Genomic DNA, 24,534 nt, shown 5'->3' on the forward strand with positions numbered 1-24,534 from the left:
TGTCAGCTGCGCAGCAGGCTCTGCGAGCCAGTGCAGAAGGCCTGCCAGGCCTGCTCGGGGGCTAGCGCCTGGCGCTGCCGCGCGACCGCTGACGGAGTGCTGAGGGTGGCACAACGCCTGATCGCCTCGGCCCAGGCGCGCTCATCGCCAACCGGCAGGTAGCCGCCGGTATCGCCCAACTGCTCGCGGAATACCTGCAGGTCACTGCATACCACCGGCACATCGGCCATGACCGCTTCCTGTACCACCAGCCCCAGGCCTTCGGAGCGCGAGGGTACCAGTAGCCAGTCGAATGCCCGGTACAATTGCTGCAGGTCGTCGCGGTGCCCGCTAAGATGAATACGGTCAGCCAGGCCCAGCGCGTCGATGCGGGCCTGCAACGCCGCATGCAGAGGCCCGCCGCCGACGACCGCCAATTGCAGGTCCGGCTGGCACGCACTGGCTTTAGCGAACGCTTCGATCAACATCTCGAAACCTTTGCTTTGCACCAATCGTCCTACCGCACCCAGCACCACCCCGCCTGCCTCGGGCATTTGCAAGGCCTGCCTGGCCGCCTCCCGGCTCAACAACGGTGCGGTAAAAGCCTGCGGGTCAAGCGCCATGCGCAAGGTCTGCACTGGCCTGCCCAGGTCACGCTGCAACGACGCGGCCAGCGTCTGCGAAACCGCTGCGACACTCAGGCGCTCGGCCGGGAGCATGCGCAGCAAACGCACATCACTGGCACTCAGGCGCGTCTCGCCGTGGAACAGGACCTTGACGCGCACCTGGGGAACCCGCAGCAACGCCGGCAGTAACAGCCGCGCCACACCGACACCGTCGAGCAGTACGACTTCAGCCTGGGCCTCGTTCAGCGCCTTGCGCAAGCGCATGCGCAACCATGGACGCAACAAACGCCAGAAGTACCGCCCTTTCAGTGCCCGTGACGGCATATGCCACTCCCGGGTCGAACCGAGCCCACAGCAGAGCCCACTACCCAGCAGTAGCCAGTTACTGATCCGGGCATCAGCCCCCGCATGCGACAGCACCTGCTGATGCACCTTATGGATGGACATGTACGGCGTTCCGCCCGCCCACATTACATTGACGATGTTCATGAGTCCTCTCCCGCTCATGTTAGGTGGGACAGCGACATCATTGAACAAAGATGCTGACAGCCATACCGATCAAAGCACCCTCCGCCAGAGTCAACCCCTTGCAGTGCGGCTTCCAGTGCTCAGGCACAGCGGCATGCACGGCATCGTCACCGGAGTCTTCGGTGATAAACACTTCGCGAATGGGCGCAGTATTGTAGCGATCGAAACTCTCAAGGGTATCTTTGAGCAGATCGAACCGCCCACAACTGGTCACGACGAGCGTGACGTCACTCTCATTTGAAAAGCGCACCGGACTCCCTCCGCATTGCGACTATCGACTTTCAACGCCCGCTCCGCAGGCGCGAAAGTTCTTATGTTAGATGCCCAGCTTCAGGCGCAGCCGCTGCCATGCAGACAACGGCGGATGGGGCCTGAGCGCCGGGCGCATGTGGTCGACGATGCTACGTCCAACTGCGCCGAAACTGAAACGGGAAACCGCCAGGTGGCGGCCATTTTCTGCAATCTGCCGGGCAAGTTCAGGTTCCGCACGCAAGTGGCGGAGCTTTTCCTGGAGGGTCGGGATGCTGTCATAGAACACCACGTTGTGCATGTCCTGCAGGCCCAGCGCGCGGTTCTCTTCCTCGCCCTGGTCATACGCCAGCAACACACAGCCACAGGCCATGGCTTCGAAGTTCTTGATCATGTATTCGCCCATGCCGACGTCGGCACTGACGAAGAAGCGGATCCGGTTGAGCGTGTTGCAGTAGTCCTCACCCGACTTGGTACGGGTCACTACCAGGTTCTCGACCCGGCCCAGCTCGTCCAGCAATGCCTTGCGGCCGCTGTAGGCCACGCTGTTGGTGCTGCCGACGAAGGCCAGTTCGATGTCGCGCTCACGCCCCTGGTCGGCCAGCAACTGCTCGTCGTAGCCCTTGGGCACGAACACGGCGTCGAAACCTTCCTGGCGCAAGCGCTCGCTGACCATGTAGCCGGAGCTGATCACCCGCGCCCAGGGCAGCTTGCGGTAATGGGCGCTGAACTTGCCGGTGTATTTGCACGGGATGTAGTTCTGGTAGGCATCGTGCTCGAGGATTACCAGGTTCGGCACGGTACGGATGAACGCCGCCTGGCGGATCTCCTGCTTGAAACGCAGGAAGAAGACAATGCGGTCATAGCGCTCGACCTGCACTTCACGCTTGAAATAGCGGCGCAGGTTGCGCTGGTCTTCGCTGGTCAACCAGCGCAGGTCGCACTCGCAGTTGGCCGCGACGCCATCGTACAGGCGGTCGAGAATCGCCCGCTGTTCCTTCTGCACCAGAAATAGGACTTTCATTGGGTTCCTTGGGCGCTCTGCGCCATCGCGGTCAACCATGGGGCGCGGCTACAACTCACGCCGCCAGAACAGTTCATGTCGGCGCACGGCCTTGCGGAAGAATTCGTTCTCGCCGTAAGGCGACGGCCGCCGCCCGGCCAGCCAGCGCTGCAACAAGCGGCGCAGGCGGCGCTTGAACGGCGCCGGCGGCTGCAGGTCGTGCATCATGCCCAGGGCCATGGCCTTGTCGCGCTGGGTTGCCAGGTCCAGTACCAGGCTGCAAGGTGCCCACGCCTGGGCAGCGCTCAGCTGCGGCGGCAAGGCCACGCCGTCACCACTGTCGCCCATCGGCCAGCGGTCGTTGTCATGCAGGTGGTTGGCGTAGCACAGCAGGGTTTGCGGCTGCCAGGCCAAGCCTTGCAAGGCTTCCAGCACCGCTGCCTGGGCACATATGTGGTCGGGGTGCGGGTCGAGCTGCGGGTGCGGCATCACCAGCACCTCTGGCCTGGCCATTTCCAGCAAGGCCCGTAGGTCGGCCAGCAGGTTGCGCCAGGTCGGCGCGCCATCGTCGTCGGCCGGCAGCGGGAACGGGTTGAACCGGCGGAATACGCGAATGTCGGCAAGGTCGGCCTCCCGGGAAGCGGCCGGCTGGTCTGGCGCAGCCTGCATGGCAGGCAGTTGCAGGCAGAAATAGCCCAGCTGCACGCAACGCGATTCCGCCACACCGGCCCAGCGTGGCACGGCGATACTGTCCCAGGCCCGCAGGCGGCCCTTCAGGCGCGCGGCCTCAGCCTTTGCCAGGCCCATCTGCTGATAGTGTTCGGCCTCGATCTCACCGGCGGTCAGGGTCACTACCCAGGTTTCGTCGGCCTGACTGTAGAGACCGTAAGCGGCCAGCTCGGCATCATCGGCATGCGGCGCGATCACCATCACCCGGCGCCGTTGCAGCTCGACCGCCGGGGTTATCCACAAGCGCGGCTGGCCCGACAGCCGGCAATGCCGGCCACGCAGGCGCAACGCGCCAGCCTGCAGAGGTGCGGCGAGGCCGGTCAAGTTGAGGAAACGCACGCCATCGACGCCGCGCTCGAAGGTTTGCCGATCGGCCTGCTCACCAGCCATCAGCTCGACCTGCGGGTCGAGGAAGCGCCCCAGCCAGCTGCTTTTTACCCGCAGCTCGAGGACCAGGGTTTCGTTGCCCAGCAGCGCGCAGTCAGCCTTGAGCAGGCCGCCATTCAGGCTGGCAGGGGCTTGCCGGGTCTGCTCGCCGAAGTCGTAGGCGTAGTCCTCGCCAGGCGCATAGAACAGGTGGTCGGCAAACCAGGCTTCATGGGCTGCCCACAGCAGCGGCAACAGCAACAGTGGCAACCACCACCAGCTGAACACACCTACGGCCACCAGCGCGACCAGGCCCGCCAGCAGGCCCAGGCGCTTGTTGCGCCGGTGGCGCTTGAGCAGCTGCTGCTTGCGACTCACGCCTGATACACCGGCACGGGGTTGCACCAGCGGTCCTTGTACTCGCGGTCGGCACGGCCGAACGAGAACCGCAGCGGCTTATTGCGCGCACGGGCGTCTTCCCAGGCGGCCTGGGTATTGATGAAGCTCAGCACGCTGCCGGGGCTGAAGGCCTTGGTTTCAGGGTCGACACCGCCATTGATGTACTCGACGCTGATCCATTCCGGCGCTTCGACACGGTAAACCAGCTGGATGGCAATCGGCTTGCCGTCCAACAGCAGCACCGAGCCGATCAGCAGCTCGCGCAGGCGTTCCAGCACCTCGGCCATGCGCTCGGCACCGGTGGCAGGGAAGCCCCAGCGGCGCTGGAACAGGTCGCAGTACATACTGGCAATTTCCTGCGCGCTGAAGTCACCAATCGGGCGCACCACACCGCCCGCCTCTTCCAGCAGGCGCAGTTCGCGGCGCTGGTTGTAGCGGAACTTCTTCGACAGGTCTTCGTGGGCGCGGGCCATGGCCAACTGTTCCTTCTGCGCCTTGAGGCCGCTGAAGCGCCCCTGGTTCAGTTCGGACAGGTAGCGCGCGGCATGGCGCAACGGTGCAGCAGCATCGGCCGCCGCCGGCAGGATGATCTCGGCATTGCCCAGGTCGAACAGGGCCTTTTTGCCGGCACGCTTGAGCACATCCTTGGACAGCGCAAGGTGACGCCCCCAGGTGGGGATGGCGGCCTTCAGCTCGCCGGCCTGGTGCCAGCCCAGGTAACGCACCGGGATCTGTGCCAGGTCCGCCAGCTGCTCGACTACCAAAGGATGGGTGGCGACACTGCCACCAAAGCGGGCCCATGCCTCGGCGTAGGCCTTGGCGTCGATAACTTGCCAACCGCGTTCGCGGAAGGCCTGGATACGGTTGAGCATCAGGCCTGCCCCACCAACGCACGGACTTGCGGCAGCTGCCAGAAGGCCTCGCGCACCGCCTGGTCGGAGAAGCGTTCACGCAGGCGCTGCAGCATGTGCTCGGCACAGGCCTGGCGCTGCTGCCCATCGAGCACAGCCATGTGCTTCAGGCCCTGGGCCAGTTGCCCGGCATCGCCCAGCGGGAACAGCACGCCAACACCCTCGACCACTTCGCGAGCACCACCACAAGCCGTGGCCAGTACCGGTACACCGGCGACCATGGCTTCGAGCAGGACCATGCCGAACGGCTCATGGTCGGAGCTCAGGGCGAATACGTCGAATGCCTGGAAGTAACGGCGCGCATCCGGCACCTGGCCAAGGAAGTCCACTTGCCCGGCAATGCCCAGCTCGGCGGCCAGGGCCTTGAGCCTGGCTTCCAGGCGCCCCTTGCCAAGAATTGCCAGGCGGGCGCCAGCCGGCAGCCCCGGTAGCGCTTCGGCAAAGCCACGCAGCAGGGTGGCCTGGTCCTTGTCCGGGTGCAGGCGCCCGACGTTACCGACAATCCACGCCTGCGCATCCAGGCCCAAGGCCCGGCGGGCCTCGGCGCGTGGCACCAGGGCCGCTTGCAGGGCATCGATGTCGATGCGGTTGTACAAGGTCTGGATACGCTCTGCCGGCCACTGCGGCAGACAGCGGCGCATGTCGTCACGCACTGCATCCGACACGCCCAGCAAGCTCAGGCGCTTGCCGAACAGGTTGGCGAAGATGCGTCGCCCCTTGCGCTCGTAATCACCGAAAGCATGGTGCACGCCGATCACCGGCAAGCTGGTGCCCAGCAACGCCACGTAGATCGGCTTGAAACGATGGGCAATGCAGAAGGCGAAATTGCGCTCGGCCGCGATCCGCCGCAATGCACGGATGGCGCCGAGTTTCAGGCCGCGCACGGCCTTGGAGCTGAACTCCAGGAACAGCACCTCGTCCGACGCGCAGCCAGCCGCTACCTGCGGGTCGGCGGCGCCGGTGAGGAACACCGTGGTGACCTGGTAACCACGCCCCTGGAACAGGCTGGCGTACTGACGGGCGCAGTCCAGGAACGGCCCGTCATAGCCATGGCAGAACTGCAGGATGCGCGGTTCAGAGCGGCTGGTCATACGGGGCCGCGCCGTCCTTCACAACCAGGATGTCTTCCATGATCAGGTACTGCAGGTCCGAGCCGAAGAACATGTTCAGGGCGTCGGTCGGCGAGCAGATCATCGGTTCACCACGGCGGTTCAGCGAGGTGTTCAGCGACACGCCGTTGCCGGTCAGGTCTTCCAGCGCCTTCATCATGTCGTAGTAGCGCGGGTTGTACTCGCGCTTGAGCACCTGGGCACGCGAAGTGCCGTCCTCGTGGACCACTTCCGGCACGCGGGTCTTCCACTCTTCAGCCACTTCGAAGGTGAAGGTCATGAACGGCGCGGGGTGATCGACCTTGATCATCTGCGGGGCGACGGTGTCGAGCATCGACGGGCAGAAAGGTCTCCAGCGTTCGCGGAATTTGATCTGCTCGTTGATGCGGTCGGCTACGCCCGGCACGCTCGGGCAACCGATGATCGAACGGCCGCCCAAAGCACGAGGGCCGAATTCCATACGGCCCTGGAACCAGGCCACCGGGTTGCCGTCGACCATGATTTTGGCGATGCGCTGCGGCATGTCGTCGAGCTTGCGCCACTTCGGCGCGTTCGGGTGACGGGCGCAGGCAGCGATCACGTCTTCGTTGGAGTACGAAGGGCCGAGGTAGACGTGTTCCATCTTCTCTACCGGCACGCCACGGGCGTGGGAAACGTAGGCGGCAGCACCCACGGCGGTACCGGCGTCACCGGAAGCAGGCTGGACGAACAGCTCTTTCAGGTCTGGGCGGGCGATGATCTTCTGGTTGAGCTTGACGTTCAGCGCGCAACCGCCGGCAAAGGCCAGCTTGCCGGTTTCACGCAGGACGTCGCCCAGGTAGTGATCGATCATCTGCAGGGCGATCTTCTCGAACAGCGCCTGCATGCTGGCCGCGTAATGGATGTACGGCTCGTCGGCGATGTCGCCTTCGCGCTTGGGGCCCAGCCATTCGATCAGCTTCGGCGAGAAGTAGAAGCCCTTGCCCTTCTCTTTATAGCGGCGCAGGCCGATGACGTTGGCGTACTCGGTGTTGATCACCAGCTCGCCGTTTTCGAAGCTGGCCAGGCGCGAGAAGTCGTACTTGCTGGCATCGCCATACGGCGCCATGCCCATGACCTTGAACTCGCCATCGAGCATCTCGAAGCCGAGGAACTCGGTGATTGCGCCGTACAGGCCGCCCAGCGAGTCCGGGTCGAAGAACTCCTTGATCTTGTGGATCTTGCCGTTTTCGCCGTAGCCAAAGAAGGTGGTGGCGTATTCACCTTTACCGTCGATGCCGAGGATTGCGGTTTTTTCCTTGAAGCCCGAGCAGTGGTAGGCACTGGAGGCGTGGGCCAGGTGGTGCTCGACCGGCTCGATCTTGACCTTTTTCGGGTCGAAGCCCAGTTGCTCCAGGCACCAGACGATCTTCTTGCGGTAGCGCTTGTAGCGACGGTTGCCCATCAGGATGGCGTCGAGGGCGCGGTCCGGGGCGTACCAGTAGCGCTTGGCATAGTGCCAGCGCGCCTTGCCGAACAGGCTGATCGGGGCGAACGGGATGGCTACCACGTCGACGTCGGATGGCTTGATGCCTGCCTGTTCCAGGCAGAACTTCGCCGACTCGTAGGGCATGCGGTTCTTCGCATGCTTGTCACGCACGAAGCGCTCTTCTTCGGCGGCGGCAATCAGTTTGCCGTCAATGTACAAGGCCGCGGAAGGGTCATGGCTAAGGGCGCCGGACAGGCCAAGAATCGTCAATGCCAAGGGATTAGCCTCTTCATTCGGTAGAAATGCGCCAGCGGCCTCTTGGGCGGGTGGCGGCTAAAGGGCGGGATTATAACGCAAACATCAGGAACTGCGCGGTCGTTGTAGGAGCGGCCTTGTGTCGCGAAAGGGCCGTGCAGCGGCCCCAGGCTTTCAGCTTCGCAGCAGAAATTGCCGGGGCCGCTTTGCGACCCTTTCGCGACACAAGGCCGCTCCTACAAGGGATCGCAGCGCAGCTTATTCAGCGATCAGCCAGTCCATGCGGAAGCTGCCGGCGGTTTGCGCCAGCTCTTTGGCCAGCCATGGCAGCAGCTCCTTGAGCTCTTCTTCCAACCCCCACGGCGGGTTGGCGATGGCCAGACCTGAGCCATTGAGCCCCTGCGGGCTGTCCTGATGGTGCACATACAACTCGACCCGCAGCAGTTTCGGTGCGCCGGTGCTGGTCAGGTCCTGGTAGAAGCGGGTCAGCGAGCGCTGGTCCTTGATCGGGTACCAGATGGCCGCGACGGTCTGGCGCATGCGACTGATCGCCTCTTTCATTGCGGTAGTGCAGCGCTTGAGCTCGTCAGCCTGTTCGAACGGCGGGTCGATCAGCATGATCGCGCGCTTTTCCTGCACGGGCAGCAAGGCCCGCGGCACATGCCAGCCTTCGCCCAGGTGCACGACCACGCGTGGGTCTTTCTTCATGTTCTCTTTGAGCAGAGGCCCGTCCTCGGGATGCTTCTCGTTGAGCAGGGCGCGGTCCTGCTGGCGCATCAGGCGGCGGGCCAGCTCGGGCGAACCGGGGTAGTAGCGCAGCTCGCCATCGGCATTCAGGCGCTTGATGATACGCAGATAGTCGTCGGCCATGGCCGGCAGGTCATCGCGATTCCACAGGCGTGCGACACCTTCCAGGTACTCGCCGGTGCGGGTTGCCTGGTCGCCCTGCAGGTCGTAAAGACCGAGCCCTGCATGGGTATCGATGTAGGCGAACGGCTGCTCCTTGCGCGACATCAGGGCGATGAGGCGGGTCAGCACGATATGTTTGAGGACGTCGGCGTGGTTGCCGGCGTGGAAGGCGTGACGATAGTTCATGGCAACTCCTGCGGGGGTGGCAAGTTTACCTTGCCTTGCAGGCGGAGTCAGGCCTGGCTGCTGATCGGCGACGGCATCTTCGCGGGTAAACCCGCTCCCACAGGCACCTCACAGAATTTGAGTTCTGTGCAATCCCTGTGGGAGCGGGTTCACCCGCGAAGCAGGCGCCGCCGACTCAACGGGTATTACTTGTCAGCGTGATACGCCGCATCAGCAGTCTCGAAGCGCTTGACCATTGCCTGCGACGGGCTGCCCAGCTTGCTCACCACGAAGATGGCGATGCTGGCGAACAGGAAGCCCGGGATGATTTCGTACAGCCCGAGGGTGTCGAAGTTCTTCCACAGGATCACGGTCAGTGCGCCCACCACGATACCGGCCAGTGCGCCGTTACGGGTCATGCCTTTCCACAGTACCGAAATCAGCACCACCGGACCAAAGGCAGCACCGAAGCCGGCCCAGGCGTAAGCCACCAGGCCCAGCACGCGGTTTTCCGGGTTTGCGGCCATGGCGATGGCGATCAGGGCAACGGCCAGCACCATCAGGCGGCCGACCCACACCAGCTCGACCTGCGAAGCATTCTTGCGCAGGAACGCCTTGTAGAAGTCTTCGGTCAGGGCACTGGAGCACACCAGCAGCTGGCAGCTCAGGGTACTCATTACCGCCGCGAGGATGGCCGACAGCAGCACACCGGCAACCCATGGGTTGAACAGGATCTTGGCCAGCTCGATGAACACCCGCTCGTGGTTCTCGCTGACCGGGCCTGCCAGGTCAGGATGCGCCGAGAAGTAGGCGATGCCGAAGAAGCCCACGGCGCAGGTACCGACCAGGCAAAGGATCATCCAGGTCATGGAGATACGACGGGCGTTGGCGATCGACTTCACCGAGTCGGCGGCCATGAAACGCGCCAGGATGTGCGGCTGGCCGAAGTAGCCCAGCCCCCAGCCCATCAGCGAGATGATGCCAATGAAAGTGGCGCCCTTGAACATGTCGAAGTGGGCCGGGTTGACCGCATCGATGGCAGCGAAGGTGGTATCGAAGCCGCCAGTGGAGATCAGCACGATCACCGGAGTGAGGATCAGCGCAAAGATCATCAGCGAAGCCTGCACGGTATCGGTCCAGCTCACCGCCAGGAAACCACCGACGAAGGTGTAGGCGATGGTCGCAGCGGCACCGGCCCACAGGGCGGTTTCGTACGGCATGCCGAAGGTGCTCTCGAACAGACGGGCACCGGCAACGATGCCGGAGGCGCAGTAGATAGTGAAGAACACCAGAATCACGATGGCCGAGATGATCCGCAGCATGCCGCTGTTGTCTTCGAAGCGGCTGGAGAAGTAGTCCGGCAGGGTCAGTGCATCGCCGTTGTGCTCGGTCTGCACGCGCAGACGGCCAGCGACGAACAACCAGTTCAGGTAGGCGCCGACGGTCAGGCCGATGGCAATCCAGGCTTCGGACAAGCCGGAGAAGTAGATGGCGCCCGGCAGGCCCATCAGCAGCCAGCCACTCATGTCGGAAGCGCCGGCGGAAAGCGCGGTGACCACGCTACCCAGGCTGCGACCGCCAAGGATGTAGTCGGAAAGGTTATTGGTGGAGCGATAGGCGGCGAAGCCGATCAGCACCATTGCCGCGATATAGACCACGAAAGTGATCGTTAGTGGATTGCCCATGCGTGTGCCCTGGCGTTTGTTTTTATGTCATGCACAACCGCAGCCATGGCGGTTGCACCCAGGCGGCGAATCGTATGCAACAACGCAAAGCGGGTGCAACCATTTTTCATTTGCAAGTTGCACCTTCTCGTGCATTTTCAGACAAAACTGATTTTTTGCTCCTTTTTGGAGCAAAAATCCCGCTTTTCAGAATAAAACTCACCGAAAACGACCCTTTTCCGAGCATGGAAATGACGGTCGGACGAGTTGCACCTTTTCCATGAAAAATTCGGGTTGCACCTGGTTGCACCCGAATTGTCCTACAGCTACTCTTGGCGTCAGCTTAGGCCACAACCGTGGCAATAACGAGGATAAGAAATGGCGACGACCACCCTTGGGGTCAAACTCGATGACCCGACCCGTGAGCGACTCAAGGCAGCTGCGCAGTCGATTGACCGCACCCCGCACTGGTTGATCAAGCAAGCGATCTTCAACTACCTGGAGAAGCTCGAGGGTGGTGCCACCCTGACCGAACTCAACGGCCATGCCAGCAACCTGGCCGACGACGCCGGTGAGGTCCAACCTGACCACAGCCACCAGTGCTTCCTCGAGTTCGCCGAGAGCATCCTGCCGCAGTCGGTGCTGCGCTCGGCGATCACCGCCGCCTACCGCCGCCCCGAGCAGGAAGTGGTACCGATGCTGCTGGAGCAGGCGCGCCTGAGCGCCCCGCTGGCCGAAGCGACCAACAAGATGGCCGCCGGCATCGCCGAAAAACTGCGTAACCAGAAGAGCGCTGGCGGTCGTGCCGGCATCGTTCAGGGCCTGCTGCAGGAATTCTCGCTGTCGTCCCAGGAAGGCGTGGCACTGATGTGCCTGGCCGAAGCCCTGCTGCGCATCCCCGACAAGGGCACCCGTGACGCGCTGATCCGCGACAAGATCAGCACCGGCAACTGGCAGCCGCACCTGGGCAACAGCCCGTCGCTATTCGTCAACGCCGCCACCTGGGGCCTGCTGCTGACCGGCAAGCTGGTATCTACCCACAACGAATCCGGCCTCACCTCCTCGCTCACCCGCATCATCGGCAAGAGCGGCGAGCCGATGATCCGCAAGGGCGTCGACATGGCCATGCGCCTGATGGGCGAGCAGTTCGTCACCGGTGAAACCATCGCCGAAGCCCTGGCCAACGCCAGCCGCTTCGAGTCCAAGGGCTTCCGCTATTCCTACGACATGCTCGGCGAAGCCGCACTGACCGAGCACGACGCACAGAAGTACCTGGCGTCCTACGAGCAGGCTATCCACTCGATCGGCAAGGCCTCCCATGGCCGTGGCATCTATGAAGGCCCGGGCATCTCGATCAAGCTGTCGGCGCTGCACCCGCGCTACAGCCGCGCCCAGTACGAGCGCGTGATGGAAGAGCTTTACCCGCGCCTGCTGTCGCTGACCCTGCTGGCCAAGCAGTACGACATCGGCCTGAACATCGACGCCGAAGAAGCCGACCGCCTGGAGCTGTCGCTCGACCTGCTCGAGCGCCTGTGCTTCGAGCCTTCGCTGGCCGGCTGGAACGGTATCGGCTTCGTTATCCAGGCCTACCAGAAGCGCTGCCCGTATGTGATCGACTATGTCATCGACCTTGCCAAACGCAGCCGCCACCGCCTGATGATCCGCCTGGTGAAAGGCGCCTACTGGGACAGCGAAATCAAGCGCGCCCAGGTCGAAGGCCTGGAAGGCTACCCGGTCTACACCCGCAAGGTGTACACCGACGTGTCCTACGTTGCCTGCGCCCGCAAGCTGCTGGCCGTGCCAGAAGCCATCTACCCGCAGTTCGCCACCCACAACGCCCACACCCTGTCGGCCATCTACCACATCGCCGGTCAGAACTATTACCCGGGCCAGTACGAGTTCCAGTGCCTGCACGGCATGGGCGAGCCACTGTACGAGCAGGTGGTCGGCAAGATTTCCGAAGGCAAGCTGAACCGTCCGTGCCGCGTCTATGCACCGGTCGGCACCCACGAAACGCTGCTGGCCTACCTGGTACGTCGCCTGCTGGAAAACGGCGCCAACACCTCGTTCGTCAACCGCATCGCCGACCACTCGATCTCCATCCAGGAACTGGTCGCCGACCCGGTCGCCAGCATCGAGCGCATGGGCACCCAGGAAGGCAGCATCGGCCTGCCGCACCCACGCATCCCGCTGCCGCGTGAACTGTATGGCAGCGAGCGAGCCAACTCGGCCGGCATCGACATGGCCAACGAACACCGCCTGGCATCGCTGTCCTGCGCCATGCTGGCCACCGCTCACAACGACTGGAAAGCCACGCCACTGCTGGCCTGCGCCGCCAGCGAAAGCGCAGCCGCACCGGTGCTGAACCCGGCGGACCACCGCGACGTGGTCGGCCATGTTCAGGAAGCCACGGTCGCCGACGTCGACAACGCCATCCAGTGCGCACTGAATGCAGCACCGATCTGGCAGGCCACTCCGCCGGCCGAGCGCGCTGCCATTCTGGAGCGCACCGCCGACCTGATGGAGGCCGAAATCCAGCCGCTGATGGGCCTGCTCATCCGCGAAGCGGGCAAGACCTTCGCCAACGCCATCGCCGAAGTGCGTGAAGCCGTGGACTTCCTGCGCTACTACGCGGTGCAGGCACGCAACGACTTCAGCAACGACGCCCACCGCCCGCTGGGCCCGGTGGTGTGCATCAGCCCATGGAACTTCCCGCTGGCGATCTTCACCGGCCAGGTAGCCGCAGCGCTCGCCGCCGGCAACCCGGTGCTGGCCAAGCCGGCCGAGCAAACCCCGCTGATCGCTGCCCAGGCCGTGCGCCTGCTGCTGGAAGCCGGCATCCCTGAAGGCGTGCTGCAACTGCTGCCAGGCCGCGGTGAAACCGTCGGTGCCGGCCTGGTGGGTGACGAGCGCGTCAAGGGCGTGATGTTCACCGGTTCCACCGAAGTGGCCCGCCTGCTGCAGCGCAACGTCGCCGGCCGCCTGGACAACCAGGGCCGCCCGATCCCGCTGATCGCCGAAACCGGTGGCCAGAACGCGATGATCGTCGACTCCTCGGCACTGACCGAGCAGGTAGTGATCGATGTGGTGTCCTCGGCCTTCGACAGCGCCGGCCAGCGTTGCTCAGCACTGCGCGTGCTGTGCCTGCAGGAAGACTCCGCCGACCGCGTGATCGAAATGCTCAAGGGCGCCATGGCCGAAAGCCGCCTGGGCTGCCCGGACCGCCTGGCCGTAGACATTGGCCCGGTGATCGACGCCGAAGCCAAGGCCGGCATCGAGAAGCACATCCAGGGCATGCGCGAGAAAGGTCGCTCGGTCTACCAGGTGGCCATTGCCGATGCTGCCGAGCTCAAGCGCGGCACCTTCGTCATGCCGACCCTGATCGAGCTGGAAAGCTTCGACGAGCTCAAGCGTGAAATCTTCGGCCCGGTGCTGCACGTGGTGCGCTACAACCGTCGCAACCTGGACCAGCTGATCGAGCAGATCAACAACTCCGGCTACGGCCTGACCCTCGGCGTGCACACCCGCATCGACGAGACCATCGCCAAGGTGGTGGAAACCGCCAACGCCGGAAACATGTACGTCAACCGCAACATCGTCGGTGCAGTGGTGGGTGTGCAGCCTTTCGGTGGTGAAGGCCTGTCCGGCACCGGCCCGAAAGCCGGCGGCCCGCTGTACCTGTACCGCCTGTTGTCGACCCGCCCGGCCGACGCGATTGGCCGCCACTTCCAGCAGCAGGACGGCGAAGGCAAGCCTGACCGTGCCCTGCACGAACAGCTGATCAAGCCACTGCATGGCCTGAAGGCCTGGGCCGAGAGCAACCAGCTGGCCGACCTGGCCGCGCTGTGCAGCCAGTTCGCCAGCCAGTCGCAGAGCGGCATCGCCCGCCTGTTGCCAGGCCCGACCGGCGAGCGCAACAGCTACACCATCCTGCCGCGTGAGCACGTGCTGTGCCTGGCCGACAACGAAGCCGACCTGCTGGCGCAGTTCGCCGCAGTGCTGGCCGTTGGCAGCTCGGCGGTATGGGCGGACGGCGAGCCGGGCAAAGCCCTGCGTGCCCGCCTGCCGCGAGAGCTGCAGGCCAAGGTCAAGCTGGTGGCGGACTGGAACAAGGATGAAGTGGCGTTCGACGCCGTGATCCACCATGGCGACTCGGATCAACTGCGTGGCGTGTGCCAGCAGGTGGCCAAGCGTGCCGGGGCGATCGTGGGTGTGCACGGGCTGTCCAGCGGCGACCACCAGATTGCGTTGGAGCGCCTGGTGATCGAGCGGGCAGTGAGTGTGAACACTGCTGCTGCCGGTGGTAATGCCAGCCTGATGACCATTGGCTGAGGCTGGGGGTTGTTAACGAAAAAAGGAGAGCTTCGGCTCTCCTTTTTTTATGAGGGCTTGGGTTGGGCTGACAGGTGTTCGCCACAGAATTTTCTGCGCCTGTGATATCGAGCGCCGCCCGTGCGGCGCTTCGCGGGACAAGCCCGCTCCCACATTTGTTGCAACGTGCCAAACCTGTCAGGCCATGGTTGCCTGCTTTGTTGGCCTGACGATATCTCCCCCGTTGGCGCGGCTGCCGCCCCACATGTCTTTAATCATGCGCCAAGGCTGACGACCATTGCCTCACAGGCATGGCCACGTTGCAACAAATGTGGGAGCAACTGTCTTGCTCAATTTCAAAAAGCTGGCGCGATCCCTGTGGGAGCGGGCTTGCCCGCGAACACGGGCGAAGCCCGTGCCATCCACCACGGTGTTGGCTTCGCGGGCAAGCCCGCTTCCAGGCGGCTCACGCTGCGTTCTGGATTTACGTTGTACCTTCAGGCTGCGGTAGCACTAGATCGAGCCATGATGTACCCGTTCTGAGCATGGCATTTAACCGCACGATGAACGTTCTCATGCAGGCCACGATAGCGACTTTGGGAAGTTTTCCGCGCTCCCGCAGTGACTGATAACGAGCCTTGAGTGCTGGGTTGTATTTCATCGCCACAAGGCATGCCATGTACAGCGATCGCCTGACCGCAAATCGCCCGCCAGAGATAGAGCGCTTGCCCATGAATTTCCCGCTGTCGTGGTTGAAGGGCGCCACCCCAACCAGGGAGGCAATTTCTCTGGACTCAACCCGACCTAGCTCCGGCAGCAGCGCTATTAGTTTGCCCGCTGTCACCATCCCAATGCCTTTCACTTTGATCAGCTGGGCAACCCGTTCGTCGTTCAGCATCGCGATTTGCTGTTCGATCTCACACTCAACCCGTTTGATCTGCGCCTTGAAGTGTTTCAGGTTGGCATTCAGGTAGTTAGCAACTGCAGTCGATTGCACCTGCTTCAGGCGCCGCAGGTCGTCATCTCGCTGTTGAACCATCCGATCACGTTGCTGAAGCAACTCTCGCAGAAGCGCTCGTTCGGGGCTGACTCGCAGAGAGGGTTGATCTGGAATGACTTCGGCATAGTGCGCCAGAACCTCGGCGTCGATGGCGTCAGTCTTGGCCTTGATGCCTAAAGAGTCAGCGAATGACCTGGCTCGCCTGGGATTGACGCGTATGACCTTGTAGCCAGCGTCCTGTAGAAAACACATGACATCTCGCTCGTAGCCACCCGTCGCCTCTAACAGGACGCGCTTGATACTGAGCTTGCGAAGGCTCTCCAGTAGCGCCTCAAACCCTGTTGGATCATTGCTTAAATGCATTTTGATGCCCTGTGGCCGCACCGCAGCATCAAGGGAGAGACTGGAAACATCGATACCCAAGAAGGAAGCCATCACCAAAACCTCCTAAACTCAACACAGTGAGAGGACTTTGGCTTGGCCCACGCTTGTGATTCGAGATCAGAGCCGCATCCAACTGTTCGGGCTCTCGCCAAAGTGGAACGGTGAATGGCAGCTTTTGCTCCCACACGTGCTCAAGGCACCTACGGCATTCAGCTTGCCATTCACCGCTCTCACTCCAAATTCTAATCCCCCATCAAGACACAAGCGGGCTTGTCCCGCGAAGCGCCGCGCGGGCGGCGCTCGATCTCATAGGCGCAGGAATTGTTGTGGCGAACACATGGCGGCCTTCACCCCATCTGAAGCCAAACCCTCACTGCTTCATCCCCAACTCAGCATCATCCATCAGTGCCTTGGCCATCGCACTCAGGTAATGGGCAGCCCAGATCATCATCGGCTTCTCATCCATCAGCCCGGTAATGGTCAATTCGCGGACATAACCCATCAACTCCGACGACTGCTCGCGGGCGTCCCGGCACGGGATGCCCGGCTCGATGCGGAACAGCGGGTGGGTGCCATTCTCACCCTGGTAGAAGGTGGTCTTGCCGACGGTAAATTGGGTGTCTTCTGTTGTCATTGTTCAATCCCCTGATAATTCTCGACTGCCTGGGCCGGCCCTTTCGCGGGTAAACCCGCTCCCACAGGATCACCACAGGCTTCAAGACTTGCACCGTACCTGTGGGAGCGGGCATGCCCGCGAAAGGGCCGGCCCAGGCGACACATCAATAAGCCTCAGTGCGAAGTCCGTGGCCTGGATGAGGGCGTCTCGAGTGAATGGGCGTTCAGGGGTGGATCGGGGACAATATTCAGCATTGGTATTTTTCTCGGTTTGGGCCACCACCATCTGCTGTCAAACAAGAGGGTGGCAGCTGTGCATGGGTTGACAGACCGGTAGAAAAATCCAAAAAGCCCGGCGCACGCGAGGTGCCCCATACACAGCCGCCATAAAGGCGAAAGCCATGAGAATTTTCTGGTCGGCCTGTCAAAGCCGGTCACTGATTTGGCAGCGACCACCCGAGACTATGGCCCGATCCAGAGCACCGCAATGGCTAGGAGGGGGTTGGGAGTATGTTTGGGAAATGGACTACATGGAATAGGCGAAAACCTAAAAAACTGCCGGGGTGCTGACTGAAATGCGGTAGGGCTGGCAGGTTTCACCTCGCCCTTTGCAGCGCGCCTGTGTGACCGCTCGCCGCTCGGTCGCACAGATCTAGGAGGAACCAAAGCAAGCACCCTTTAATGCCCTCGCTCATCCGAGCCTTCGCCAGAACCACCAAAGGCTTAGGATTTTAGCCCCTTCAGAAGCTGCGAAAAGGCTCAACCAAACCCACGTACTGGTATCTGGCAATAATAGAAACAAAGAAAACGACGGAACTATAAACAAGATACGAAATGGAAACTGAACGAAAGCCAGATAACGCCCTAATCTTCTCCCCATACAAAGTAATATGCTACTGGCAACAAGGGATACCTGGACAATCAGACCCATCCACACCATGATCTCAAGCCCTCCCCCCCACTGCTCCATGTTTGCAAGAGCGGAATTGAGATCACTGACAAAGGGGATCACACCTCTATTCAGGCTACTGACCACAACGAAAAAAATGTAAAAAGCATCCATACACCCCCAAAACAAACCGACCAAACGCGTTGACCTTATCAAACCGATGCTCCAGTTCATTTATCTTTCAACTCATATTCTTCATTTGCTATTATTGGTCGCCAATGCCATGAGGTTCCCGACACATCCCAGGCATCATCAGCCTCCACATAAACTTGCGTTACTTTACGTTCCATTCCATATCTGTGGATTGCGGAGGATGGCGAAAAATACTGTTCCTCTTCATAAAGCGGCACCCATTCCTGCGTAACTGTTCTCGTCGTATTCGCAAAATCTTTCCCTGACGACAAGAAGACACGCCCCTCATCTCCTCTTGATGTCAGGAAGTTCGCAACAAAGGCAGCACTCGAAGCAAGCTTATTAACACGTATAGAGGTTATTTTCCATTTGCCCGGACCACTCATCGCAGAAACGGTGTTAATCAGAAAATCGCCATCATCGCTCTCACGACAATTTCTCGCATACCAATTCTCTTCGAGATCTATCGGCTTGAATGGCCTATCTTTAATCAGCATCCACTCACCTGATGCAACCGGCCTAAGTACTCTGTCAATTTGATCACTCGCCAGCCTAACCGAGTCATACAAACCGCACTCCCTTAAGAGTTCTGTTACGCCGAATATTTCTTGTACGTAGCCCCTACTTTGCAAATAATCTCTAATTATCCCGGTCGAAAAGAATGGATCTTCGACCCTACACAGGTCATCCGTTAGAACGTTCGTCCAGCGAGTGAGCTTTTCCATTGCCAATCCTCCATTCCGAGCACCGACGTCTACATTCACTAGCTCAAAAAATCTGTAGGACCACTTCTGATGAAGTTGTGGGAAATTTCTCCATGTTTCATGGAAAACAACATCTGTACGGATGCCAGACCGCAGGTCTCATTACTCTTTCTCAACCCATATCACCCAAACCTATTAACCTGTCCCCCACCCCACCACTCTCCTACACTCGCAGCATCCCGCCTCAGGACCGCGATCATGCCCGAGACCCTGCTCAGCCCCCGCAACCTCGCCTTCGAACTCTACGAAGTCCTCGACGCCGAGGCCCTGACCCAACGCCCGCGCTTCGCCGAGCACAGCCGCGAAACCTTCGATGCGGCGCTATCAACTGCCCGTACCATCGCCGAGAAGTTCTTCACCCCGCACAACCGCAAGGCCGACGAAAACGAGCCGCGCTACGTGGATGGCCGCGCCGAACTGATCCCCGAAGTGAAACCCGCCGTCGACGCCTTTCTCGAAGCCGGCTTCCTCAACGCCAACCGCGACTTCGAAGTCGGCGGCATGCAGCTGCCGAGCCTGGTCTCGCAGGCCTGCTTCGCCCACTTCCAGGCCGCCAACGCCGGCACCACGGCCTACCCGTTCCTGACCATGGGCGCGGCCAACCTGATCGAGAGTTTCGGCAGCGATGAACAGAAACGCCTGTATCTGCAGCCGATGATCGAAGGCCGCTACTTCGGCACCATGGCCCTGACCGAACCCCACGCTGGCTCGTCGCTGGCCGATATCCGCACCCGCGCTGAACCCGCCGGTGACGGAAGCTACCGGCTCAAGGGCAACAAGATTTTCATCTCCGGCGGTGATCACGAGTTGTCGGAAAACATCGTGCACATGGTGCTGGCCAAGCTGCCGGATGCTCCGCCCGGCGTGAAGGGCATCTCGCTGTTCATCGTGCCCAAGTATCTGGTCAGCGAAGATGGCAGCCGTGGCCCGCGTAACGATGTGCTGCTGGCCGGGCTGTTCCACAAGATGGGCTGGCGCGGTACCACCTCCACCGCGCTGAACTTCGGCGACAACGGCCGGTGCGTCGGCTACCTGGTCGGCCAGCCGCACCAGGGCCTGGCCTGCATGTTCCAGATGATGAACGAGGCACGCATCGGTGTCGGCATGGGCGCGGTGATGCTCGGCTACGCCGGCTACCTGTATTCGCTGGATTACGCCCGCCAGCGCCCGCAGGGCAGGCTGCCGGACAACAAGGACCCGCACAGCCCGGCAGTGCCGATCATCGAACACACTGATGTAAAACGCATGCTGCTGGCACAGAAGGCCTACGTGGAGGGCGCCTTCGACCTGGGCCTGTATGCCGCGCGCCTGTTCGACGACACCCAGACTGCCAGCGACGGCAGCGCCCGCAAGCAGGCGCAGGAGCTGCTCGACCTGCTGACCCCGATCGTCAAGTCCTGGCCCTCGGCCTTCTGCCTCAAGGCCAATGAACTGGCGATCCAGATCCTCGGCGGCCACGGCTACACCCGCGAATACCCGGTGGAGCAGTACTACCGCGACAACCGCCTGAACCCGATCCACGAGGGTACCGAGGGTATCCAGTCGCTCGACCTGCTCGGCCGCAAACTGGCGCAGAACAATGGTGCCGGCCTCAAACAGCTGATCCGCCTGATCGCCGCCACCGGCGAAAGCGCCAGCCACCACCCGAACCTCGACCCACTGCGCCAGCCGCTGGAGCAACTGGTCAACCGCCTGCAAGGTGTGACCCTGACCTTGCTTGGCGACCTGGCCGAAGGCAAGGTCGCCGGTACCCTGGCCAACTCCGCCCTGTACCTCAAGGCCTTCGGCCACTGCGTGATCGGCTGGCGCTGGCTGGAGCAGGCGATTCATGCCGAGCTTGGCCTGCTCAAGGGCAACCCTGCCGACCGCGACTTCTACCTCGGCAAGCTACAGGCCGCGCGTTATTTCCTGACCTGGGAAGTACCGGGCTGCCATAATGAGCTGGCATTGCTCGGGGCGCGCGACGACACCTGCCTCGCCATGCAAGAGGAGTGGTTCTAGACAGCACCTGTGAAGAATCACTGAGTACACTTGGCGGGCGATGCCGAGCTGCGGGGGTTGCGAGCAATAGCGATTCCTGCAGCGACTACCGCAATGCCCAGGTAGGCTGTCCAATGAATCGCGTCGCCGAACATCAACGCAGCCCATAACAATGTCACTGGCGGTTCCAGATAAACCAGCGCCGACACGCGGGTCGCGGTCAGCTTGGTCAGCAATATCCACAGGCTCAAATAGGCGATGAACGTTGAGAACAGTGTCAGCCAGGCGACAGCCACCCAGGCCTGGGTGCTGGCAGGCACTTCGATCAAGCCCAACGGCAAGCCTGTAGCGGTGAGCAACACCAGCGTCGCGGTCGATTGCAGAAACAGTGGCATCAGCAAACCGTCCTTGCTGTGGTCTGTCTCCAGAACCGATTGCCGTCGCTGGTAAAGCGTGGCGATGGACAGCGTGATGGCAGCGATCAGCGGCAGAGCGTACAGCCAGAATTCAAGCCGGGCTGTCGACAGGCTGTACTCACCCAGAATGACTACGCTGACGCCCGCAAACCCAAGCACAAGCCCCAGCCACTCCTGCCGGCCACTGCGTTCACCGTGGTCCCTGCTGCTCATCGATGCCGTGATCAATGGCTGCAAGGCGCAAATGATGGCAGCAATACCCGCCGGCAGGCCGCCGCGGATGGCGATGTAAACGCTGACCAGGTAGGCAAACTGGGCCAGAAAACCGATCACGGCGTTGTAACGTATCTGCGCCCACGACAGTACACGCAGTCGGTGCAAGACAAAGGGCAACAGGCAGATGCAGACCAGCAAAAAGCGCCAGAACAGCAGGTTTATTGCACCAGCGTCCTCCGTGCCCAGCCGGGCGCCAATGAAGCCCGAACTCCAGGAAAGGACAAAAATGACTTGCAGCAGGATCAGGTATGGCGCACTGCTTGGCATATTCACGCCCCTATGTGATGCAATTCCTCGAACGTAATCGGCTGGATGCCTATACGTGCGTATTGTCGAACAGCTGATCGCTGCAGGGCCCAGCGCAACCCCAACCAGTTGGGGATGGTCGCGGGAATGCCGTCGTCGGAGGCTAGGTGCCAGAAGCGGTTGGAGTCGTCACCGAAGTAAGGGCAATGGAAGGACAACACCAGTGACATGCGCCGCCCGCTGAGCACCGGGCGAACGCCGTGGAACAGGCGGCTGCCATAGATGAACAAGGCATCGCCGGGCTCGTCCAGGCGTGCGGTTTCGAAGGTGCGGTAATCCAGAGCATCAAAGGTATCGACAGTACCGTTGTGGAACAGGAACTCGCCACCGCTGTAATCGGCAGGCCCCGACAGCACGATGTTCAGCACATAATTGGTGCCGTCCGTATGCCACATACCCAGTTGCTGCTGTTGCTCGACAGGCTTGGGGTAGTAGTAGTTGATCTGCGAGCGGGCATTGAGCATGGGGTAAGGCACGAGCGGCACGCCAGCGATGCGCGAGATGGCCAGCAGGAATGAGCGACTGCACATCATGTCGTTGATGAACGACGACAGCCCCGTCACCCCTCGTGTGCGCCGGGAAATGATCCAGTCGCTGTCGCCCGCCCCTTCCTCCAGGCGGGCGCAGATGTCTTGCAAGGCCGCGACGCCCTCGAGCGTGAACAACCGATGGACGACAGCGACCCCCGTGATGGCATCTACCGCAACTTTCGAGTGTGGGCTTTGGCTATAACCCAGTTCCCCCAGCGTTCGGGTGTCCGTGACGGTGGGCCCTTGTCGTCGAAGCAGATCATCCCGCCAGGCAACCTGCTCGCCCAGGCAGATCGACGAAGCTCGCGGCGTGCGCTTCAACGTTGACTTGAGCGCCAGCTTCACGCGGCCTACGCCGCGCTCGAACAAGGGTAAGGTATCTGAGTGGTTCATGAAGTGTCAGTCCCTGTTGGTGGTCGCTACTGGAGGTACTTCGCGATTTGATAGCGCACCGAGCCGTCCCCACTGGCGAACTCGTCTACCACACTGCAGTTGCAGTGCCGGGCTCTGATGCGACGGAACTGTTCGGGCGTGTATTTGAGGCAGATGTTGGTCAGCAGGTACCCATGTTGCCGCAGGCGCTGCACAGGCTGCAGGGTCACGGCCACATGGACGGATTCATCCAGAATTCGTAAAGGCACGAGGATGGCTTCGTGCTCGCCCGACGGGGTAAAGCCTTGTTGCAGCGCAACCATTCGGGAAAACTGCAGCATGTTGGGGTTGGCGTAGAACTCAAGAATGGGCCGCTCCAGGCCTTCTTCGTAGACCTGCATTTCCGAAAGAATGTAGGTGGTCTCACCGGCAAGGTTACGGATCAGTCTACCCGTGCTCACGGGCAGCTCATTACCCTCCTGAAAACCAAGCAGTGTGATCAGGGTGAGCTCTTGATCATGACGCAAAGCTTCATGAGTAACGGTACGATAATCAGCGGCGATGTAATTGAAGCTGCCTTCGGCTTGCACGATGGGGCGCACAGCATCGCTCATCGCGGGTTCCGAGGTCTGGTTGATATCGATGGCGGTGTAGCGGATGGAGCTTGAAGTCTGGGCTATTCGCTTCAGCAAGCAAGTGCTCTTGATCGGCTCGGGGCCCAGCTCGACGTAGTGCAGTCGGCGCCCACTGCTCAGCGCCGCCAACCGCTCGGCAACACTGCCGATGACACTTTTGAGCGCACCCTGCCCCCGTGCGTCGGCACAAAGCCCGTCCTCGCCCACGCCTTGTTCATTCAAGGCGCGCATGAGCAAAAATATTTCGTGGTTAAAACGATTCCCGCCTTCGGGGTGGAGCTCAGGCTGGTCCAGGGTCGAGTACTTCTCATGGTTCTCGACAGTCCATAGCCGCGAGTTCTGGTACGAGGGGGTGCGCACGAGTGCATCTACAACGAAGTCGTTCAGGCTCATCCGTATCATTCCTTTGCAATTTCGGGGGTAGCTATGCCTTGCCCACACAGTAAGAGGGGGTATAAAGCCTGTACAGTTGATTAAATCGAAGCGCTGGTTCGATCCGGCTAAATCAGGTGGTTCAATGGGGAAAGGCCTCGACATCAACGTACTCAGAACCTTCCAGGCAGTAGCCCGGCTGGGCCGCTTCAAGGATGCCGCCGACTATGTCCATCGCAGCCCATCGGCGGTGACGACGCAAATACAGAAGCTGGAGGAACAGATCGGGCAGCAGCTGTTTGCTCGCAGCAACCAATCAGTAGAACTGACCCCGGCGGGTCGACACCTGCTGGTTGAAGCGACACGTTTTCTGATGGCCCATGACAGGCTGCTGGCTACGTTGTCGCCCCAGCAGATGACCGGCAAGGTCCGCCTTGGGGTACCAGACGGATATGCAGCCAGCCTCATGAGCGATTTCCTGCCAGTTTTCGTAGCCAGTAATCCGAAGCTGGAACTGGAGGCCGTAGCGCGGTCCAGCGCAGAGCTCATCGAGCTGTTTGCGCGACAGCGCCTGGACTTGGCAGTGGCGGTCAGCAGTGAGGCCTGTGAACAAGGGGAGTGGCTTCGCTCGACCAGACCTCGCTGGGCTGCGGCCCCTGGTTTCCACTACGACCCTGGCCGCCCCTTGCCGCTGGCACTGCAACTGAAGGGCTGTCCGTACAGGGAGGCAGCCTTGCAGGCACTGAAGGTACACGGCATTGCGTACCGTATCCTGCTGGAAAGCGCCAACTGGCATGCGGTACTAGCCTGCATGAGGAGCGGCCTGGCAGTCGGTATTGTCGAGGGGCTGGACAGTGGTGATACATCACTTGCGTACGTGGAAGGCATGGGCTTCCCCGCGCTCGCCGAGCATCACGTCTACCTGCTCACGGACACCACTCACCATGTTGCGTCGCATCTGAACGAAATGTTGAAGGCCACCATCCGCAAGGATGGACCTGCAACACCAGGCCCTTGCTGACCGCACTTTATTTCCTGACCTGGGAAGTACCTGGCTGCCATAATGAGCTGGCATTGCTCGAGGCACGCGACGACACTTGCCTCACCATGCAGGACGAGTGGTTCTAAGGGGGAGCCACCGTGTACACGGAGG

At 61.5% G+C, this 24,534-nt stretch carries 18 protein-coding genes and 2 pseudogenes; 5 read left to right on the top strand and 15 right to left on the bottom strand.

Going from position 1 to position 24,534, the window contains the following annotated elements; genetic code table 11:
• Window positions 1-2 precede the first annotated feature (2 nt).
• From C163_RS23665 to putP, 9 genes and pseudogenes are all read right to left on the bottom strand, one after another.
• Window positions 3-1,094, bottom strand: coding sequence for a glycosyltransferase (locus tag C163_RS23665; RefSeq protein ID WP_025340858.1), 1,092 nt, complete (start codon window positions 1,092-1,094; stop codon window positions 3-5).
• A gap of 97 nt (window positions 1,095-1,191) precedes the next feature.
• Window positions 1,192-1,383: pseudogene (locus tag C163_RS26885) on the bottom strand (glycosyltransferase family 2 protein); the annotation flags it as partial.
• A 66-nt stretch (window positions 1,384-1,449) separates the two neighbouring features.
• Window positions 1,450-2,406, bottom strand: coding sequence for a glycosyltransferase (locus C163_RS23670; RefSeq protein ID WP_025340859.1), 957 nt, complete (start codon window positions 2,404-2,406; stop codon window positions 1,450-1,452).
• Between the two features lie 48 nt (window positions 2,407-2,454).
• Window positions 2,455-3,858: a PIG-L deacetylase family protein gene (locus tag C163_RS23675; RefSeq protein WP_025340860.1), complete on the bottom strand. Its 1,404-nt coding sequence runs from the start codon at window positions 3,856-3,858 to the stop codon at window positions 2,455-2,457.
• Window positions 3,855-4,751 (bottom strand): antimicrobial resistance protein Mig-14, encoded by an 897-nt coding sequence (locus C163_RS23680; protein ID WP_025340861.1) that lies wholly within the window; start codon window positions 4,749-4,751, stop codon window positions 3,855-3,857. The genes C163_RS23675 and C163_RS23680 overlap by 4 nt, the downstream gene beginning before the upstream one ends.
• Window positions 4,751-5,881, bottom strand: a complete 1,131-nt coding sequence (locus tag C163_RS23685) for a glycosyltransferase (protein WP_025340862.1) — start codon at window positions 5,879-5,881, stop codon at window positions 4,751-4,753. Before C163_RS23685 ends, C163_RS23680 begins: the two co-directional genes overlap by 1 nt.
• Window positions 5,865-7,622 (bottom strand): carbamoyltransferase, encoded by a 1,758-nt coding sequence (locus tag C163_RS23690; protein ID WP_013974482.1) that lies wholly within the window; start codon window positions 7,620-7,622, stop codon window positions 5,865-5,867. The genes C163_RS23685 and C163_RS23690 overlap by 17 nt, the downstream gene beginning before the upstream one ends.
• Window positions 7,623-7,859: 237 nt before the next feature.
• Window positions 7,860-8,696: a 23S rRNA (adenine(2030)-N(6))-methyltransferase RlmJ gene (locus C163_RS23695; RefSeq protein ID WP_025340863.1), complete on the bottom strand. Its 837-nt coding sequence runs from the start codon at window positions 8,694-8,696 to the stop codon at window positions 7,860-7,862.
• Window positions 8,697-8,881: 185 nt separating this feature from the next.
• Window positions 8,882-10,360: a sodium/proline symporter PutP gene (gene putP, locus C163_RS23700; protein WP_025340864.1), complete on the bottom strand. Its 1,479-nt coding sequence runs from the start codon at window positions 10,358-10,360 to the stop codon at window positions 8,882-8,884.
• Between the two features lie 74 nt (window positions 10,361-10,434).
• On the opposite strand from putP, the gene C163_RS27265 reads away from it, so the two are divergent.
• Together C163_RS27265 and putA are read left to right on the top strand one after the other, a co-directional pair.
• Window positions 10,435-10,623 (top strand): hypothetical protein, encoded by a 189-nt coding sequence (locus C163_RS27265; protein ID WP_155951640.1) that lies wholly within the window; start codon window positions 10,435-10,437, stop codon window positions 10,621-10,623.
• Window positions 10,624-10,717: 94 nt separating this feature from the next.
• A complete protein-coding gene (gene putA, locus C163_RS23705) occupies window positions 10,718-14,671 on the top strand; it encodes a trifunctional transcriptional regulator/proline dehydrogenase/L-glutamate gamma-semialdehyde dehydrogenase (RefSeq protein ID WP_025340865.1) in 3,954 nt (1,317 codons plus the stop codon).
• A 463-nt stretch (window positions 14,672-15,134) separates the two neighbouring features.
• Here the strand turns inward: putA and C163_RS23710 are convergent, their stop codons facing one another.
• The 3 genes from C163_RS23710 to C163_RS27270 all read right to left on the bottom strand — a co-directional run bounded on the left by C163_RS23710 (window position 15,135) and on the right by C163_RS27270 (window position 18,455).
• Window positions 15,135-16,085, bottom strand: coding sequence for an IS110 family transposase (locus C163_RS23710; protein WP_025337292.1), 951 nt, complete (start codon window positions 16,083-16,085; stop codon window positions 15,135-15,137).
• Window positions 16,086-16,404: 319 nt separating this feature from the next.
• On the bottom strand, window positions 16,405-16,668 hold the full coding sequence (locus C163_RS23715; RefSeq protein ID WP_019473937.1) for a DUF3077 domain-containing protein: 264 nt from the start codon (window positions 16,666-16,668) through the stop codon (window positions 16,405-16,407).
• A 1,100-nt stretch (window positions 16,669-17,768) separates the two neighbouring features.
• On the bottom strand, window positions 17,769-18,455 hold the full coding sequence (locus tag C163_RS27270; protein ID WP_155951641.1) for a hypothetical protein: 687 nt from the start codon (window positions 18,453-18,455) through the stop codon (window positions 17,769-17,771).
• A gap of 237 nt (window positions 18,456-18,692) precedes the next feature.
• On the opposite strand from C163_RS27270, the gene C163_RS23725 reads away from it, so the two are divergent.
• A complete protein-coding gene (locus C163_RS23725; RefSeq protein WP_025340867.1) occupies window positions 18,693-20,495 on the top strand; it encodes an acyl-CoA dehydrogenase in 1,803 nt (600 codons plus the stop codon).
• A 17-nt stretch (window positions 20,496-20,512) separates the two neighbouring features.
• Here the strand turns inward: C163_RS23725 and C163_RS23730 are convergent, their stop codons facing one another.
• Genes C163_RS23730 through C163_RS23740 form a run of 3 tightly spaced genes read right to left on the bottom strand, consistent with a single transcriptional unit; the run spans window position 20,513 to window position 23,402 of the window.
• Window positions 20,513-21,433 (bottom strand): DMT family transporter, encoded by a 921-nt coding sequence (locus tag C163_RS23730; protein ID WP_025340868.1) that lies wholly within the window; start codon window positions 21,431-21,433, stop codon window positions 20,513-20,515.
• 2 nt (window positions 21,434-21,435) lie between these two features.
• On the bottom strand, window positions 21,436-22,395 hold the full coding sequence (locus tag C163_RS23735) for a 2OG-Fe(II) oxygenase (RefSeq protein ID WP_025340869.1): 960 nt from the start codon (window positions 22,393-22,395) through the stop codon (window positions 21,436-21,438).
• A 26-nt stretch (window positions 22,396-22,421) separates the two neighbouring features.
• Window positions 22,422-23,402 carry a hypothetical protein gene (locus tag C163_RS23740; RefSeq protein ID WP_025340870.1) on the bottom strand — a complete coding sequence of 327 codons (981 nt, stop codon included), beginning with the start codon at window positions 23,400-23,402 and terminating at the stop codon, window positions 22,422-22,424.
• A 124-nt stretch (window positions 23,403-23,526) separates the two neighbouring features.
• Between C163_RS23740 and C163_RS23745 the strand changes: the two genes are divergently transcribed.
• Both C163_RS23745 and C163_RS27800 read left to right on the top strand, forming a co-directional pair.
• Entirely contained in the window at window positions 23,527-24,402 is an 876-nt protein-coding gene (locus C163_RS23745) for a LysR family transcriptional regulator (protein WP_025340871.1), read from the top strand.
• Window positions 24,396-24,509 (top strand): annotated as a pseudogene (locus C163_RS27800) (hypothetical protein); the annotation flags it as partial. The gene C163_RS23745 and the pseudogene C163_RS27800, both read left to right, overlap by 7 nt.
• Window positions 24,510-24,534: the final 25 nt, after the last annotated feature.

Origin of the sequence: Pseudomonas sp. FGI182 (assembly GCF_000511325.1) — a bacterium.
In the GTDB taxonomy this organism is placed as follows: Bacteria; Pseudomonadota; Gammaproteobacteria; order Pseudomonadales; family Pseudomonadaceae; genus Aquipseudomonas; species Aquipseudomonas putida_Z.

Bases quoted from the DNA above. Each gene is read 5' to 3' on its own strand.
- C163_RS23715 (WP_019473937.1), bottom strand. From the start codon at position 16,668: ATGACAACAGAAGACACCCAATTTACCGTCGGCAAGACCACCTTCTAC.
- C163_RS23735 (WP_025340869.1), bottom strand. From the start codon at position 22,395: ATGAACCACTCAGATACCTTACCCTTGTTCGAGCGCGGCGTAGGCCGC.
- C163_RS23695 (WP_025340863.1), bottom strand. From the start codon at position 8,696: ATGAACTATCGTCACGCCTTCCACGCCGGCAACCACGCCGACGTCCTC.
- C163_RS23745 (WP_025340871.1), top strand. From the start codon at position 23,527: ATGGGGAAAGGCCTCGACATCAACGTACTCAGAACCTTCCAGGCAGTA.
- putA (WP_025340865.1), top strand. From the start codon at position 10,718: ATGGCGACGACCACCCTTGGGGTCAAACTCGATGACCCGACCCGTGAG.
- C163_RS23740 (WP_025340870.1), bottom strand. From the start codon at position 23,402: ATGAGCCTGAACGACTTCGTTGTAGATGCACTCGTGCGCACCCCCTCG.
- C163_RS23680 (WP_025340861.1), bottom strand. From the start codon at position 4,751: ATGCTCAACCGTATCCAGGCCTTCCGCGAACGCGGTTGGCAAGTTATC.
- C163_RS23665 (WP_025340858.1), bottom strand. From the start codon at position 1,094: ATGAACATCGTCAATGTAATGTGGGCGGGCGGAACGCCGTACATGTCC.
- C163_RS27265 (WP_155951640.1), top strand. From the start codon at position 10,435: ATGCAACAACGCAAAGCGGGTGCAACCATTTTTCATTTGCAAGTTGCA.
- putP (WP_025340864.1), bottom strand. From the start codon at position 10,360: ATGGGCAATCCACTAACGATCACTTTCGTGGTCTATATCGCGGCAATG.
- C163_RS23710 (WP_025337292.1), bottom strand. From the start codon at position 16,085: ATGGCTTCCTTCTTGGGTATCGATGTTTCCAGTCTCTCCCTTGATGCT.
- C163_RS23730 (WP_025340868.1), bottom strand. From the start codon at position 21,433: ATGCCAAGCAGTGCGCCATACCTGATCCTGCTGCAAGTCATTTTTGTC.
- C163_RS23725 (WP_025340867.1), top strand. From the start codon at position 18,693: ATGCCCGAGACCCTGCTCAGCCCCCGCAACCTCGCCTTCGAACTCTAC.
- C163_RS23685 (WP_025340862.1), bottom strand. From the start codon at position 5,881: ATGACCAGCCGCTCTGAACCGCGCATCCTGCAGTTCTGCCATGGCTAT.
- C163_RS23670 (WP_025340859.1), bottom strand. From the start codon at position 2,406: ATGAAAGTCCTATTTCTGGTGCAGAAGGAACAGCGGGCGATTCTCGAC.
- C163_RS27270 (WP_155951641.1), bottom strand. From the start codon at position 18,455: ATGGAAAAGCTCACTCGCTGGACGAACGTTCTAACGGATGACCTGTGT.